The sequence below is a fragment of the Bacillus cereus group sp. BfR-BA-01311 genome (assembly GCF_022664295.1).
Classification (GTDB): domain Bacteria; phylum Bacillota; class Bacilli; order Bacillales; family Bacillaceae_G; genus Bacillus_A; species Bacillus_A cereus.
Genome location: NZ_JAKUHC010000008.1, coordinates 38645 through 52961 on the forward strand (window position 1 = coordinate 38645; position 14317 = coordinate 52961).

The following is a 14317-nucleotide window of genomic DNA, read 5'->3' on the forward strand; positions in this document are numbered from 1 at the left end:
AGAACAACGTCCTATAATACGTGTAACAAATAAAAGTTAATTAAGAATTTTCTAACTTTATATGTTGTATATGCAAAGAAGAGGAAAGTAGATGATTATGATCGTTTCAGAGAGCTACTCCAAGGCTGTGAGGGTAGTAACAATCGAATCATTGAAGATCACCTCGGAGCATCGCTTGCGAAAGGGAAACTGAGTAGAGGGCGGCGGCATCGTCTCCGGTAAAAGGACGGAGGTCTGATTGGACCTACAAAGCTTATATTTCGTGAGAAGTATAAGGAAGCTGAGTGGTAACGCGAAACTCTCGCCTCAGCAATCAAAGCTACTAAATTGTAGTAGTTGATTGCTGAGGCGAGAGTTTTTATTTTTAAAAATAGAAGAAGAGAATGCGTAGAAGAGGAGAGTAAATGATAAAGATTGTTTCAGAGAGCTGCCCCGAGGCTGTGAGGGTGGTAACAATTCACTCATTGAAAATCACCTTGGAGCACTACTTTTGAAAACTAGTAAAAAGTAGCGGGGTTGTTCCCGATAGAAAAACAAAAGTCTAATTGGACTTGCAGAGCTTATATTTCGTGAGAAGTATAAGGAAGCTGAGTGGTACCACGATTCCCTCGTCTCAGCAATGGATTGCTACAAGTATGTAAGTAATCGATTGTTGAGACGAGTATATTTTTAAGGTTTATATACTGAATATTCTGTTAAAAATACTCATCTCAGCAATCGATGTAGAAATAGATTGCAAAAAATAGAGAAAAAAAGAGGAGCGATGTGAGATGGGAAACCAGTACATTTACATGAATGGGGAATTTGTAGAAAAAGAAAAGGCAGTTGTTTCAGTATATGATCACGGTTTTTTATACGGAGACGGTGTATTTGAAGGGATTCGTAGTTACGGAGGAAATGTATTTTGTTTAAAAGAACATGTGAAACGATTGTATGAATCAGCGAAATCTATTTTACTAACAATTCCAATGACGGTAGAAGAAATGGAAGAAGCAGTTTTACATACACTCCAAAAAAACGAATATACTGATGCTTACATTCGCTTAATTGTCTCAAGAGGAAAAGGTGACTTAGGGCTCGATCCGAGAAGTTGTGTGAAGCCGAGCGTAATTATCGTTGCAGAACAATTAAAGTTATTCCCACAAGAATTTTATGATAATGGGCTAAGCGTTGTATCTGTTGCATCAAGACGTAATACGCCAGATGCGTTAGATCCACGTATTAAGTCAATGAATTATTTAAATAACGTACTTGTAAAAATTGAAGCAGCACAAGCAGGAGTGTTAGAGGCTCTTATGTTAAATCAACAAGGATATGTTTGTGAAGGTTCTGGTGATAATGTTTTCGTTGTGAAAGATGGAAAAGTTTTAACCCCGCCATCCTATTTAGGAGCATTAGAAGGTATTACGAGAAATAGTGTTATCGAGCTATGTGAGCGACTGAGTATTCCGTGTGAGGAAAGACCGTTCACTCGCCATGATGTATATGTAGCGGATGAAGTATTTTTAACAGGAACAGCAGCGGAGTTAATTCCAGTTGTAAAAGTTGATTCCAGAGAAATTGGAGATGGGAAACCAGGAAGTGTAACGAAACAATTGACCGAAGAATTTAAAAAATTAACGAGAGAAAGAGGAGTACGTGTTCCCGGGCTGACGGAAAGCTTAGCATAAATAAGGAGAGGAGTTAATGGAAATGAAGCAGCAGTATACAGCGTATGAGAAGTTACAGTATGAAGAAATGACAGGCGCTGGGCACGTGATTCAATGTTTGAAGAAATTGGGTGTAACGACCGTTTTCGGCTATCCAGGCGGAGCGATTTTACCAGTATACGATGCGTTATACGAAAGTGGTTTGAAACATGTTTTAACTCGTCATGAGCAAGCTGCCATTCATGCGGCTGAAGGATATGCGAGAGCTTCTGGAAAGGTCGGGGTAGTCTTTGCTACCTCTGGCCCAGGGGCGACAAATTTAGTTACGGGCTTAGCAGACGCTTATATGGATTCGATTCCTTTAGTTGTCATTACCGGGCAAGTTGCAACGCCTTTAATTGGTAAAGATGGATTTCAAGAAGCGGATGTTGTCGGAATTACAGTACCTGTTACGAAGCATAATTACCAGGTTCGTGATGTGAATCATGTATCACGAATTGTGCAAGAAGCTTTTTACATCGCCAAAAGCGGGCGCCCGGGACCAGTATTAATTGATATTCCAAAAGATGTTCAAAATGCAAAAGTCACCAGTTTCTTTAATGAAGAAGTTGATATTCCGGGGTACAAACCAGAATTTGTACCAGACAGCATGAAACTTAGAGAGGTGGCTAAAGCAATTTCAAAATCTAAGCGTCCACTTCTTTATATTGGAGGAGGTGTCATTCATTCAGGTGGATCCGATGAACTCTTCGAATTCGCAAGGGAGAACCGTATTCCAGTCGTTTCAACTTTAATGGGACTTGGTGCATATCCACCGGATGATTCATTGTTTCTAGGGATGCTTGGTATGCATGGGACATACGCTGCTAATATGGCGGTAACAGAATGTGATTTACTACTTGCATTAGGTGTTCGCTTCGATGATCGTGTAACAGGAAAATTAGAACTTTTTTCTCCAAACTCGAAAAAAGTACATATTGATATTGATTCTTCTGAGTTTCATAAAAATGTAACTGTAGAACATCCGATTGTTGGTGATGTAAAAAAAGCGTTACACATGCTGTTACATATGTCTATTTATACACAAACAGACGAATGGCTTCAGAAAGTAAAGACATGGAAAGAAGAATATCCACTTTCTTATAAGCAAAAAGAATCTGAGTTAAAACCACAGCATGTGATCAACTTAGTAAGTGAATTAACGAATGGTGAAGCGATTGTCACAACAGAAGTAGGTCAGCATCAAATGTGGGCTGCTCACTTCTATAAAGCAAGAAAACCTCGGACGTTCCTTACCTCTGGAGGATTAGGAACGATGGGGTTTGGTTTTCCAGCAGCAATTGGTGCTCAGCTAGCTAAAAAAGAAGAACTTGTCATTTGTATTGCAGGTGACGCTTCTTTTCAAATGAACATTCAAGAACTACAAACAATTGCTGAAAATAACATCCCTGTAAAAGTATTTATCATAAATAACAAATTTTTAGGGATGGTAAGGCAATGGCAAGAAATGTTTTATGAAAATCGTTTATCAGAATCAAAAATTGGATCACCAGATTTTGTGAAAGTAGCAGAAGCTTATGGAGTAAAGGGATTAAGAGCAACAAATTCAACCGAGGCAAAACAAGTGATGTTAGAAGCATTTGCTTATGAAGGTCCTGTCGTAGTTGATTTTTGTGTAGAAGAAGGTGAAAACGTATTTCCGATGATTCCGCCAAACAAAGGGAATAACGAAATGATTATGAAGAGGTGGGAAGAATGAGTCATACTTTTTCACTCGTTATTCATAACGAGCCAAGCGTCTTATTACGTATAAGTGGGATTTTTGCTCGGCGTGGTTATTATATTTCTTCTTTACATTTAAAAGAAAGAGATACTAGTGGTGTTTCTGAAATGAAACTCACAGCAGTTTGTACTGAAAATGAAGCGACATTACTTGTTAGTCAGTTGAAAAAATTAATTGATGTTCTGCAAGTAAATAAATTATAAGGAGTGTATGGAATATGAAAACATATTATGAAAAAGATGCAAATGTAGAGTTATTACAAGGAAAAACTGTTGCAGTAGTTGGTTATGGATCACAAGGTCATGCGCAAGCACAAAATTTACGTGATTCTGGTGTAGAGGTTGTAGTTGGTGTTCGTCCTGGTAAGTCGTATGAAGTAGCGAAAGCGGATGGGTTTGAAGTAATGTCTGTTTCAGAAGCGGTTCGAACCGCACAAGTTGTACAAATGTTATTGCCAGATGAACAGCAAGCACATGTATATAAATCAGAAGTAGAAGAGAATCTCCTTGAAGGACAAATGTTACTTTTCTCACATGGATTTAACATTCACTTCGGACAAATTAATCCGCCAAGTTACGTAGATGTAGCGATGGTCGCGCCAAAAAGTCCAGGTCATCTCGTTCGCCGTGTATTTCAAGAAGGAAATGGTGTTCCAGCATTAGTCGCAGTGCATCAAGATGCGACGGGAACAGCGCTACATGTAGCACTGGCGTATGCAAAAGGTGTAGGGTGTACACGTGCGGGGGTAATTGAAACGACATTCCAAGAAGAAACCGAAACGGATTTATTCGGTGAGCAAGCTGTACTTTGCGGCGGGGTAACTGCACTTGTGAAGGCCGGGTTCGAAACGTTAACGGAAGGTGGATATCGTCCTGAAATTGCATACTTTGAATGTTTGCATGAATTAAAGCTAATTGTTGACTTAATGTACGAAGGTGGATTAACGACTATGCGCCATTCTATTTCAGATACGGCAGAGTTTGGAGATTATGTAACAGGATCGAGAATTGTTACAGATGAAACGAAGAAGGAAATGAAGCGTGTTCTGACAGAAATTCAGCAAGGTGAATTTGCGAAGAAATGGATTTTAGAAAATCAAGCAGGGCGTCCGACGTATAACGCAATGAAAAAAGCAGAACAAAATCATCAATTAGAAAAAGTGGGAGCAGAGCTTCGTGAAATGATGAGCTGGATTCATGCACCGAAAGAATTAGTAAAGAAATAGAGTAAGAGAGTATAAATGAAAAATATGTAAGAGGGGATTTGACAAGATGAGAAGTGACATGATTAAAAAAGGTTTTGATAAAGCACCGCACCGTAGTTTATTAAAAGCAACTGGTTTGAAAGATGAAGATTTTGATAAACCTTTCATAGCGATTTGTAATTCTTTTATTGAAATTATTCCAGGACATAAACACTTGAACGAGTTTGGGAAACTTGTAAAAGAGGCAGTTCGTGCGGCAGGTATGGTACCATTCGAATTCAATACAATTGGAGTTGACGATGGTATTGCGATGGGACATATCGGTATGCGTTATTCTCTTCCGAGTCGTGAAATAATTGCAGATTCAGTAGAAACGGTTGTAAATGCACACTGGTTTGACGGCATGATTTGTATCCCAAACTGTGACAAAATTACACCAGGTATGATGATGGCTGCACTACGTATTAACATTCCGACTGTGTTTGTTTCAGGCGGCCCGATGGCAGCAGGAAAAACATCTAAAGGAGAAGTTGTTGATCTGAGTTCTGTTTTTGAAGGAGTAGGAGCTTATCAATCTGGGAAAATTTCAGAAGAAGAATTAAAAGATATTGAAGATCATGGCTGTCCATCTTGTGGCTCTTGTTCGGGTATGTTTACCGCGAACTCTATGAATTGTTTATGTGAAGTATTAGGTTTAGCTCTTCCTGGTAACGGGAGTATTTTAGCAATTGATCCAAGACGTGAAGAGTTAATTAAACAAGCAGCAGAGAAATTGAAAATTTTAATTGAAAGAGATATTAAGCCGCGTGATATTGTAACAGAAGAAGCAATTGACGATGCTTTTGCACTTGATATGGCGATGGGTGGATCAACGAATACAGTATTACATACGCTAGCACTCGCACAAGAGGCAGGACTAGATTATGATATGAACCGTATTGATGCAGTTTCAAGACGTGTACCTCATTTATGTAAAGTAAGTCCAGCCTCAAATTGGCATATGGAAGATATTGATCGTGCGGGCGGGATTAGTGCAATTTTGAAAGAGATGAGCCGGAAAGAAGGAGTACTTCATCTTGATCGAATAACTGCTACTGGGCAAACATTAAGAGAAAATATCGCTGAGGCAGAGATTAAAGATAAGGAGGTTATTCACTCTCTCGAAAACCCTCATAGTGAAGAGGGGGGCTTACGTATATTAAAAGGAAATCTTGCTAAAGATGGAGCGGTTATTAAAAGCGGTGCAACAGAGGTAAAGCGTTTTGAAGGGCCTTGCGTTATTTTTAATTCACAAGATGAGGCACTTGCGGGCATTATGCTTGGGAAAGTGAAAAAAGGAGATGTAGTTGTCATTCGTTATGAAGGACCAAGAGGTGGGCCTGGTATGCCAGAAATGTTAGCCCCAACATCAGCAATTGCTGGAATGGGATTAGGTGCTGAGGTTGCATTATTAACAGATGGACGTTTTTCTGGAGCTTCACGTGGAATTTCAGTAGGACATATTTCACCAGAAGCAGCAGCGGGCGGGATGATTGCACTTCTTGAACAAGGGGATATTGTATGTATTGATGTTGAAGAACGCTTACTAGAAGTAAGAGTGAGTGATGAAGAATTAGATAAGCGTAAAAAAGAATGGAAACGACCAGAACCAAAAGTGAAAACTGGCTGGCTTGGACGTTATGCACAAATGGTAACATCGGCGAATACAGGGGCTGTTCTGAAAATCCCACATTTTGATTGAGCCAATTTAAAAGAGATAAGGATGATATATAATGGTGCAAAAGGTAAAGGAGAGAGTGAAAATTGAAGATATCTTAATGGCCCATAATTGCATGAAAGATATCGTTATTAAAACACCGTTACAACGTGATACAGTTTTATCTGAGAAATATGATTGTGACGTTTATGTAAAACGAGAAGACTTACAATTAATTCGCTCTTTCAAAATTCGTGGTGCATACAATTTGATTCAAAGTTTACCGAAAGAAAAGTTACAAAACGGTGTTGTTTGTGCAAGTGCTGGTAATCATGCGCAAGGAGTTGCTTATACGTGTAATTTATTGAAGATTCCGTCAAAAATATTTATGCCCACAACAACACCGAAACAAAAAGTATCACAAGTACAATTTTTCGGTGGTGATTTCGCAGAGATTGTATTAGTTGGTGATACATTCGATAGCTCTTTCCAAGAAGCACAGTGTTATTGTGAAGAAAATAGAATGACATTTGTTCATCCGTTTGATGATCCGTATGTAGTTGCTGGTCAAGGGACAGTGGCAGTTGAAATTATGCATGATATGGAGAAACCGGTTGATTATATCTTTACAGCAATCGGTGGTGGTGGATTAGCATCAGGAGTTGGTACATATGTAAAAGGTGTTAGTCCTACTACAAAGGTTATTGGTGTAGAGCCAATGGGAGCTGCATCTATGAAAGAGGCTTTTCTTCAAAATGAAAATGTAGCATTGGAGAAAATAGATAGCTTTGTTGATGGGGCAGCTGTTAAAAAAGTAGGAAAGTTAACATTTGAAACTTGTAAAGATGTAATTGACGATATTATTTTAGTACCAGAGGGGAAAGTTTGTACGACGATTTTAGAACTGTATAAGAAAAATGCGATTGTAGCTGAACCGGCTGGTGCACTCTCTATTGCAGCGCTTGATTTATATAGAGATGAAATAAAAGGTAAAACAGTTGTATGTACGCTAAGTGGTGGAAATAATGATATTGATAGAATGCAAGAAATGAAAGAGCGTTCGCTCATTTATGAAGGACTGAAACATTACTTTATCATTGAATTTCCGCAGCGTTCAGGTGCGCTAAGAGAATTTCTTGATAAAGGATTAGGACCAGAAGATGACATTACGCGCTTTGAGTATATTAAGAAACATAATAAAGAAAATGGTCCAGCATTAGTCGGCGTAGAATTAAAACATAAAGAAGATTATGAGCAATTAATTACTCGCTTTAAAGAAAATAATATTCAATTTATGGAACTTAATAAAAACCCTGTTTTGTTTGATTTGCTTATTTAATAGAAGGAAAGAGTTAGAATGTAAATAAAAAAGATAGATACAAGCGAGGGAATATAGTGCTTGTTCTATCTTTTTTATAGTTAAACTAGGTACTCATTAAATTCAAGAAGAATAAAGCTAGCTAACCAAAAGAGTATCGCAATACGAATGATTACATACATTGTAAATTCAAAAGGAGTAAGATTTCTCTCTCGCTTTATTTTTTTAAATAGTCTCACAGAATAAAAGGAACATAAAAGCAGGATTGCTATAGACATTTTATAGATGTTTTCTAAGAGGTTTATATTTTCTAATAACTCTTTCAGCATGTTTATCACCTATTCTGTAAAGTATATTACAGAGAAATAGATCTTGAGCTGTCTAGTTTCGTTTGTTTTTTATTTTCCCTGTATCATCAATTTCTACATCAGTTGAAATTGTTTGTAAATATTGAAGAGCTTTTTTCTTTTCTCCTTCATTTACAGGGGAAACTTGGTTGTTGCGAATGATATAAGGATTGAATGACATTTGGACATCCTTTCCTTTAAAAGTTAAAGTTAATACGCCAGTTTCAGCGCTTTTCCCATTCACATAACTCGGGAATAAAAAGTTACCTAATGAGTAAGCGATAGGAACTTTATTATAATACTCAAACCCTTGTAACCAATGTGGATGGCTCCCGACAATTGCGTTAGCTCCTGCTTCAACCATTTTAGGTACATATTGCTTTTGGTATTCTACCGGACGATTTGATTTTTCAACGCCCCAATGCATATAGACGATTAAATAGTCTGCATCTTTCTTTTGTTCTTTAATTGTTTTTGTTACAAGATTTAAATCATAGCCATTCGCAACGCCAGGTTTATTCTCACCAGCTACCCAATTAGAATCAGGCATAAATCGAACGAAGGAAAGAAATTTAAACTTTTTCCCTTTTACGGTCATTTCTCGTGCTGTATATGCATCTTTCGCATTTTTTCCGGCTCCAATGTAAGGGAACTTTAATTTTTCTACGTGAGAAATCGTATCTAATAATCCATCTTGCCCATAATCAAGTGTGTGGTTATTCCCAATATTTACGATGTCATATCCAGTGTTTTTAATAGCTTGTAGTGTAGATGGATCACTTTTAATCCAAAACAGTTGCCCAGGTGCTTTCTTTTCTTTCGTTGTAAATGCCGACTCTAAATTCACAAAAGAAATATCAGCTTTTTTTATTTCTTCTTTTACATGTTGGAATGGGTAATCAGCCCCATTCTTTTCGATTATAGGACGTAATTGCCAATCAAACATTGTATCACCAGAGAAGGTGAGTGTGATTTCTTGGTCTTCTATTTTCTTTTCGCTTTTTGAAGCGGTTTTACTAGATTTGTTTTGCAAATCGGGTTTGTCTTTTGCTTTTGAAATAAAAGAGTAATTGATTAATAAAACAATCGGTGTAATGAAAAAGGCTATTAACAAAAATCGTTTTAGTAAAGTTTTCATATATACCTTCCCTTTTAATATTATCCCGCAATTAAATTAACACTGAATCTATTAAAGGTAATTAAAGTTACAAAAAATAGCGGGTTATGTAGTGGAAAACATTTGTTAATATTCTCAATATTAAGTTAACATATAGATAACCTGTAAATCAATGTATAAACCAAAATATAGAAATAAAGAATTCGAAGGGTGAAGAATGAGAAATGGTTATATTAGGAGCAGTTGTAAATGGAATTTGTATTATATTTGGTACTTTACTTGGTAAATTATTTAGTAGGATTCCAGAAAGTATGAAAGGGACGATAATGCACGCAATCGGTTTAGCGGTTACTGTGCTTGGGCTTCAAATGGCATTAAAAAGTGAAAACTTTCTTGTTGTCATACTGAGTTTAGTGATTGGTACGGTAATTGGAGAATGGTTACAATTAGAAGAAAAGTTAAAACATTTAGGGGATTGGCTAGAAAATAAAGTTGGATCGAAAGGGAAAGGTAGCATATCAGAAGGTTTTGTAACAGCTACTTTAATTTTTGCAATTGGCGCGATGGGGATACTTGGTGCACTTGACAGTGGGATTCGCGGAAATCATGATATTTTATTTACAAAGGCGATTATCGATGGATTTATTTCTATTATATTAACGACAACTCTAGGAATTGGCGTAGTATTTTCGGCAATTCCAGTTGTTTTATATGAAGGTGGTATTGCAGTTTTTGCAACACAAATTAATAGTTTTGTCCCGAAAGAATTAATGAACCAATTTATAGTGGAGATGACGGCTACGGGCGGCATTATGATATCTGCTATTGGATTGAACTTGCTTAGTATTATTAAAATCAAGGTGGCAAATTTACTTCCAGGTATATTGGTAGTGGGTGTAATTGTTTCAATTATTTATGGTTATGGTTTGTTAGTAAATTAGTAGAGGATGGAAACACATATGGAGGAATTTCAATTTACAAAACGTGTGCATAAAATATTGGAGATTGCAGCAAAAGAGAGTGAGTATAACATAATTCACCCAGTCCATCTGTTTATAGGTATGTGTAAAGAAGGTACAGGAGTTTGCGCTGAGTTATTTATGTATTTGTTTCACAAAGTCGGTCCAGATTTTTTAGAAAAACTTTCGTTACGAAAACAATTCGATTTACATAATCAAGAGTATAAAAAAATAGGGCAATATAAACTATCTTATAAGGCGACAGAAATTTTACAAATAGCGAAGAAACGTATGGAACGCTTTCAGCAAGTAGTAGTAAATGAAGGACATGTTATGTATGCATTATTTCATGTAGATACAAATATTGGTGGATTTATACATACACAAATGCAAGAAGATATATTACGTATTACAGCTGCACCGAGAGACTTAGCGGTTGATTTAAATAGTTTTAAATCTATTTATAATACATTATTTTGTCATGTAAGAAGAGTTAGTCCTTCTGATTTTGATAAGTTATCACGATTTGTAGTGGATGAATTTGGTGAACGGTGGTTACAGTCGGTTGATTATGGATTTCGGACATATAACGAAAAGTTACCTATCTATATTGCACAGCAGGAGGAAGTAATAGTTGGTTTCGCCTGTTACGATGTAGTGAGAGGAAAGAAAGGCTTGTTTGGTCCAATGGGCATAGCGAAACAAAATCGTGTGAAAGGTGTAGGAAAAGAATTATTGCATCATTGTTTATATAATATGAAGCAAGATGGATATGAATATGCGATTATTGGACAAGCAGGTCCCATTGAGTTTTACGAGAGAAATTGTAATGCTCGTTTAATACCGATAGATAATAAGTAACCAACTTCATATAGAGGAGTTGGTTTTATTATGAAAATGATGTAGAGATGTAGTGATTTTTACTGGAAAATAGCGGGTTTTGTAGTAAATCTTGCATATAAAGCAAATTACTAAACTTTTTACAAGAAAGGGTGTAGAATGGGTATCTAAAGAAAGAAGGTGTGAAAATGGCCAGCTGGAAACGGAATTTAATGATTTGTTGGCTAGGTTGTTTTACCACTGCAGCCGGTATGAGTTTAGTAATTCCTTTCTTATCTTTTTATATTGAGGAATTAGGAGTAACTGGCACTTCAAGCATTGCACAGTGGTCGGGACTTGCATTTGGTGTAACATTTTTAATGGGTGCGATCGTATCGCCAATATGGGGAAAGCTTGGTGATATACATGGACGGAAATTGATGCTTATTCGTGCTAGCCTCGGTATGGCGATTATTATGACGCTTATGGGGTTTGTAACGGATGTGTATCAACTAGTCGCACTAAGATTTTTAATGGGAGCAGTATCTGGTTTCCTTTCAACAGCGATGACATTTATTGCAGCAGAAACTCCGAAAGAACATTCAGGTTGGGCGATTTCCACAATTTCAACTGGTGGTGTGAGCGGTTCGTTACTTGGCCCGTTACTTGGAGGTTATTTGTCTGAGTTAATTGGAATGCGTCATGTCTTTCTTGTTACGGGAGCTTTTTTATTCCTTTCCTTTCTCATCGTTTTTTTCTTCCTGCATGAAGAAAATCACTCTGCTCAAGCAAAAAAAACACAGCCGAAAAAAGTATGGACGATGGTCCCAGCGAAGCATTTAATTATTAGTTTATTTGTAACAACATTTATTATTCAACTTGCTAATATGTCAGTTCAACCAATTGTTACATTGTACGTGAAAAATTTAGTAGGTCCTCATACTGCACATATTGAAACAATTGCGGGTGCAGTTATGTCAGCGACAGGATTAGCAGTTATTTTGGCAGCACCAAGACTAGGAAGATTATCAGATCATATCGGTCCTCAAAAAACGTTAGTTGTAGCGTTATTTGCTGCAGGAATTATTTTTATCCCGCAAGCATTTGTAACGTCAGCTTGGCAACTATTAATTCTTCGATTTTTATTAGGTATCGCACAAGCAGGATTATTACCTTCCGTACAAACTCTACTAAAACAACATACACCAACCCATGTTACGGGACGAATATTTGGATATAATCAATCATTTCAGTTTTTAGGAAATATGATTGGTCCAGTGCTCGGGGGACAAATTGCAGCGCATGCAGGTTTCCAATATGTTTTCCTCTCTACATCTTCACTATTATTTATTGCGTGTATTTGGGTTTATTTTCATAATAAGAACGAAGAGGTATCAGAGAAACGACATTTGGAAGTTAGTTAACTAAGTGAATGAAAAAGAAAAAGGATGAAGCAGCATGTGCTTCATCCTTTTCTTTAAAATCGAAGACAAAGATAACTTAATGTACCAAGCTCGTAACTACGGTGAATGACTTCACCGCTATTTTCACCACTTCCCATAGCGATAAATAAAGGAACAAAATGTTCTGCTCTTGGTACTGCTAATTGTGCATGAGGAGCATTTTTCTCCCAATTAAACAATGCATCTTTATCGTTATTCTGCATATGTTTAATAATCCAATCATCAAATTCAATTGCCCATTTTTCAGGTGTAGTTTGATTCCATTTCAGTGCTCGTAAATTATGAACGGTAACGCCACTCCCGATTACTAAAATATCTTCTTGTCCGAGTCCTTTAAGTGCTTCTCCAATTTCAAATTGTTCTTTTGCAGAAAGGAATGGATTGACTGATATTTGCACGACAGGAATATTTGCTTCTGGATACATGCGGTGCAGGAGTGTCCATGAACCATGATCTAAACCTCTCGTCATATTATGATGGACTGAAATACCTTTGTTCTTAAATTTTGTTTCTAAAATAGATGCAATATGAGAAGAGCCTTTCGCACGATATTTGATTTCGTATAACTCAGGGGGAAAACCTCCAAAATCATAAATTGTTTCATACTCGTTATCTGATGAGGAAATCGTTAATACTTCACTTTCCCAATGAGCAGTGAAAATAACAATTGCTTTCGGTTTATATGTTTCTCCAAGTGTTTTTAAAAATCGTGTATAGTCTGTATCTTGAATAGCGAGCATAGGCGAACCATGTGCTAAAAATAATGATGGCATCATAATAGTAGGAACCTCCTAAAAATTATATAGTTACTTTATGTAAGTAACTATATAATTTTATTTTGAATTCGTCAAGAAATTAGTTTAAAAGCAAGTCTGAAAAATACATCATTTGTCATAATGAAAGCAATTACATATAATATAAAATAAGAAAAGTGAATGGATATTCATTTTCTTAAAGCTATACATAATAGAGTTGGGGGCTGACGAAATGAATGTACAGGAAAGTTTCGTTACGGCATTGGATGGATCGGAAATTTATTTGCGTAAGTGGTTACCAGAAGGAGATCCGAGAGGAATTATTCAAATTGCACATGGCATGACAGAGCATGCAGGGGTGTATACAGAATTTGTAGATGCTTTATTGGAAGCAGGGTATGGTGTTTATGCGCATGATCATAAAGGACATGGGAAAACAGTAAAAAAAGAAGAAGACTATGGTCATTTTGAACCAAATATAGGGTGGAATCAAGTTGTATCGGATGTTATCTTTGTTTCAGAAAAGATAAAAGAAGAGCAGTCAAGTCCTTTGTTTTTACTTGGACATAGTATGGGTTCTTTTTTATCAAGACGTGCTGTACAACTTAGAGGCGAATTATATGATGGATTTCTGATTTCAGGAACAGGTGGAAATCCAGGGCTTTTAGGAGCTATTGGTCATAAAGTAGCAACAATCGAAATGAAATTGCGTGGGGCAAAAACGAAAAGTCCGATGCTAAACTTTTTATCATTCGGAAACTTTAATTCGAACTTTAAGCCTAATCGTACAAATTTTGATTGGTTATCTTCAGATAATAATCAAGTTGATAAATATATTGCGGATCCGTTATGTGGTTTCATTTGTACGACGAGTTTTTACCGAGAATTATTTTCTGGTGTATTAGAAGTAAATAAACTAGAAGAATACAAGAAGACGCCAAAGAATCTTCCAATACATATATTCTCTGGTGATCGTGATCCTGTTGGCGATATGGGGAAAGGTGTAAAAGAAGTATATGAAAACTATAAAAAATGTGGTGTGAAAGACGTGACACTACGTTTATATGAAAATGGTAGACATGAAATGTTTCATGAAGTAAATAAGGATGAAGTATTTAAAGATTTAATTTCGTGGTTAGATGCGCATAATAAATGAGAAAGATAATCCCAAACTGTTTGTAGTTTGGGATTATCTATTATACAGAAA

The 14317-nt window shown here is 36.6% G+C and carries 13 protein-coding genes and 1 other annotated feature; of the genes, 10 read left to right on the plus strand and 3 right to left on the minus strand.

Going from position 1 to position 14317, the window contains the following annotated elements; translation table 11 throughout:
• The first annotated feature begins 379 nt into the window (after nt 1-379).
• Nucleotides 380-619, plus strand: a binding site (T-box leader).
• Between the two features lie 151 nt (nt 620-770).
• The 6 genes from ilvE to ilvA are packed head-to-tail and all read left to right on the plus strand — an operon-like array spanning nt 771 to nt 7671.
• A complete protein-coding gene (gene ilvE, locus MR136_RS18740; protein WP_061457029.1) occupies nt 771-1670 on the plus strand; it encodes a branched-chain-amino-acid transaminase in 900 nt (299 codons plus the stop codon).
• A gap of 22 nt (nt 1671-1692) precedes the next feature.
• Nucleotides 1693-3408: an acetolactate synthase large subunit gene (gene ilvB / locus MR136_RS18745; protein WP_061457051.1), complete on the plus strand. Its 1716-nt coding sequence runs from the start codon at nt 1693-1695 to the stop codon at nt 3406-3408.
• The gene (locus MR136_RS18750; RefSeq protein ID WP_000019909.1) at nt 3405-3635 is read left to right on the plus strand and encodes an ACT domain-containing protein; all 231 of its coding nucleotides are present in this window, start codon (nt 3405-3407) and stop codon (nt 3633-3635) included. The genes ilvB and MR136_RS18750 overlap by 4 nt, the downstream gene beginning before the upstream one ends.
• 14 nt (nt 3636-3649) lie before the next feature.
• Complete coding sequence (gene ilvC, locus MR136_RS18755; protein WP_017673950.1) at nt 3650-4657, plus strand: ketol-acid reductoisomerase; 1008 nt, start codon at nt 3650-3652, stop codon at nt 4655-4657.
• A gap of 46 nt (nt 4658-4703) precedes the next feature.
• Nucleotides 4704-6377, plus strand: coding sequence for a dihydroxy-acid dehydratase (ilvD, locus tag MR136_RS18760; protein ID WP_001255813.1), 1674 nt, complete (start codon nt 4704-4706; stop codon nt 6375-6377).
• A gap of 31 nt (nt 6378-6408) precedes the next feature.
• The gene (ilvA, locus tag MR136_RS18765) at nt 6409-7671 is read left to right on the plus strand and encodes a threonine ammonia-lyase IlvA (RefSeq protein WP_000250327.1); all 1263 of its coding nucleotides are present in this window, start codon (nt 6409-6411) and stop codon (nt 7669-7671) included.
• Nucleotides 7672-7751: 80 nt separating this feature from the next.
• Here the strand turns inward: ilvA and MR136_RS18770 are convergent, their stop codons facing one another.
• Both MR136_RS18770 and MR136_RS18775 read right to left on the minus strand, forming a co-directional pair.
• Nucleotides 7752-7979 carry a hypothetical protein gene (locus tag MR136_RS18770; RefSeq protein WP_000910604.1) on the minus strand — a complete coding sequence of 76 codons (228 nt, stop codon included), beginning with the start codon at nt 7977-7979 and terminating at the stop codon, nt 7752-7754.
• Between the two features lie 52 nt (nt 7980-8031).
• Nucleotides 8032-9135: a CapA family protein gene (locus MR136_RS18775; protein WP_000854536.1), complete on the minus strand. Its 1104-nt coding sequence runs from the start codon at nt 9133-9135 to the stop codon at nt 8032-8034.
• 203 nt (nt 9136-9338) lie between these two features.
• Here MR136_RS18775 and MR136_RS18780 point away from each other — a divergent pair, with 203 nt between their 5' ends.
• The 3 genes from MR136_RS18780 (at nt 9339) to MR136_RS18790 (ending at nt 12316) form a co-directional block, all read left to right on the plus strand.
• Nucleotides 9339-10055: a DUF554 domain-containing protein gene (locus MR136_RS18780; protein WP_000236030.1), complete on the plus strand. Its 717-nt coding sequence runs from the start codon at nt 9339-9341 to the stop codon at nt 10053-10055.
• A gap of 18 nt (nt 10056-10073) precedes the next feature.
• On the plus strand, nt 10074-10934 hold the full coding sequence (locus MR136_RS18785) for a GNAT family N-acetyltransferase (RefSeq protein WP_017673948.1): 861 nt from the start codon (nt 10074-10076) through the stop codon (nt 10932-10934).
• A gap of 167 nt (nt 10935-11101) precedes the next feature.
• Nucleotides 11102-12316, plus strand: coding sequence for a multidrug efflux MFS transporter (locus MR136_RS18790; protein ID WP_000179303.1), 1215 nt, complete (start codon nt 11102-11104; stop codon nt 12314-12316).
• Nucleotides 12317-12369: 53 nt separating this feature from the next.
• Here the strand turns inward: MR136_RS18790 and MR136_RS18795 are convergent, their stop codons facing one another.
• Entirely contained in the window at nt 12370-13131 is a 762-nt protein-coding gene (locus tag MR136_RS18795) for a DODA-type extradiol aromatic ring-opening family dioxygenase (RefSeq protein WP_000982899.1), read from the minus strand.
• A gap of 211 nt (nt 13132-13342) precedes the next feature.
• Between MR136_RS18795 and MR136_RS18800 the strand changes: the two genes are divergently transcribed.
• A complete protein-coding gene (locus MR136_RS18800; RefSeq protein ID WP_061457034.1) occupies nt 13343-14266 on the plus strand; it encodes an alpha/beta fold hydrolase in 924 nt (307 codons plus the stop codon).
• Nucleotides 14267-14317 lie beyond the last annotated feature (51 nt).

Excerpts from the sequence above, each read along its gene's own strand:
- ilvE (WP_061457029.1), top strand. The coding sequence starts at position 771 with ATGGGAAACCAGTACATTTACATGAATGGGGAATTTGTAGAAAAAGAA.
- ilvB (WP_061457051.1), top strand. The coding sequence starts at position 1,693 with ATGAAGCAGCAGTATACAGCGTATGAGAAGTTACAGTATGAAGAAATG.
- MR136_RS18750 (WP_000019909.1), top strand. The coding sequence starts at position 3,405 with ATGAGTCATACTTTTTCACTCGTTATTCATAACGAGCCAAGCGTCTTA.
- ilvC (WP_017673950.1), top strand. The coding sequence starts at position 3,650 with ATGAAAACATATTATGAAAAAGATGCAAATGTAGAGTTATTACAAGGA.
- ilvD (WP_001255813.1), top strand. The coding sequence starts at position 4,704 with ATGAGAAGTGACATGATTAAAAAAGGTTTTGATAAAGCACCGCACCGT.
- ilvA (WP_000250327.1), top strand. The coding sequence starts at position 6,409 with ATGGTGCAAAAGGTAAAGGAGAGAGTGAAAATTGAAGATATCTTAATG.
- MR136_RS18770 (WP_000910604.1), bottom strand. The coding sequence starts at position 7,979 with ATGCTGAAAGAGTTATTAGAAAATATAAACCTCTTAGAAAACATCTAT.
- MR136_RS18775 (WP_000854536.1), bottom strand. The coding sequence starts at position 9,135 with ATGAAAACTTTACTAAAACGATTTTTGTTAATAGCCTTTTTCATTACA.
- MR136_RS18780 (WP_000236030.1), top strand. The coding sequence starts at position 9,339 with ATGGTTATATTAGGAGCAGTTGTAAATGGAATTTGTATTATATTTGGT.
- MR136_RS18785 (WP_017673948.1), top strand. The coding sequence starts at position 10,074 with ATGGAGGAATTTCAATTTACAAAACGTGTGCATAAAATATTGGAGATT.
- MR136_RS18790 (WP_000179303.1), top strand. The coding sequence starts at position 11,102 with ATGGCCAGCTGGAAACGGAATTTAATGATTTGTTGGCTAGGTTGTTTT.
- MR136_RS18795 (WP_000982899.1), bottom strand. The coding sequence starts at position 13,131 with ATGATGCCATCATTATTTTTAGCACATGGTTCGCCTATGCTCGCTATT.
- MR136_RS18800 (WP_061457034.1), top strand. The coding sequence starts at position 13,343 with ATGAATGTACAGGAAAGTTTCGTTACGGCATTGGATGGATCGGAAATT.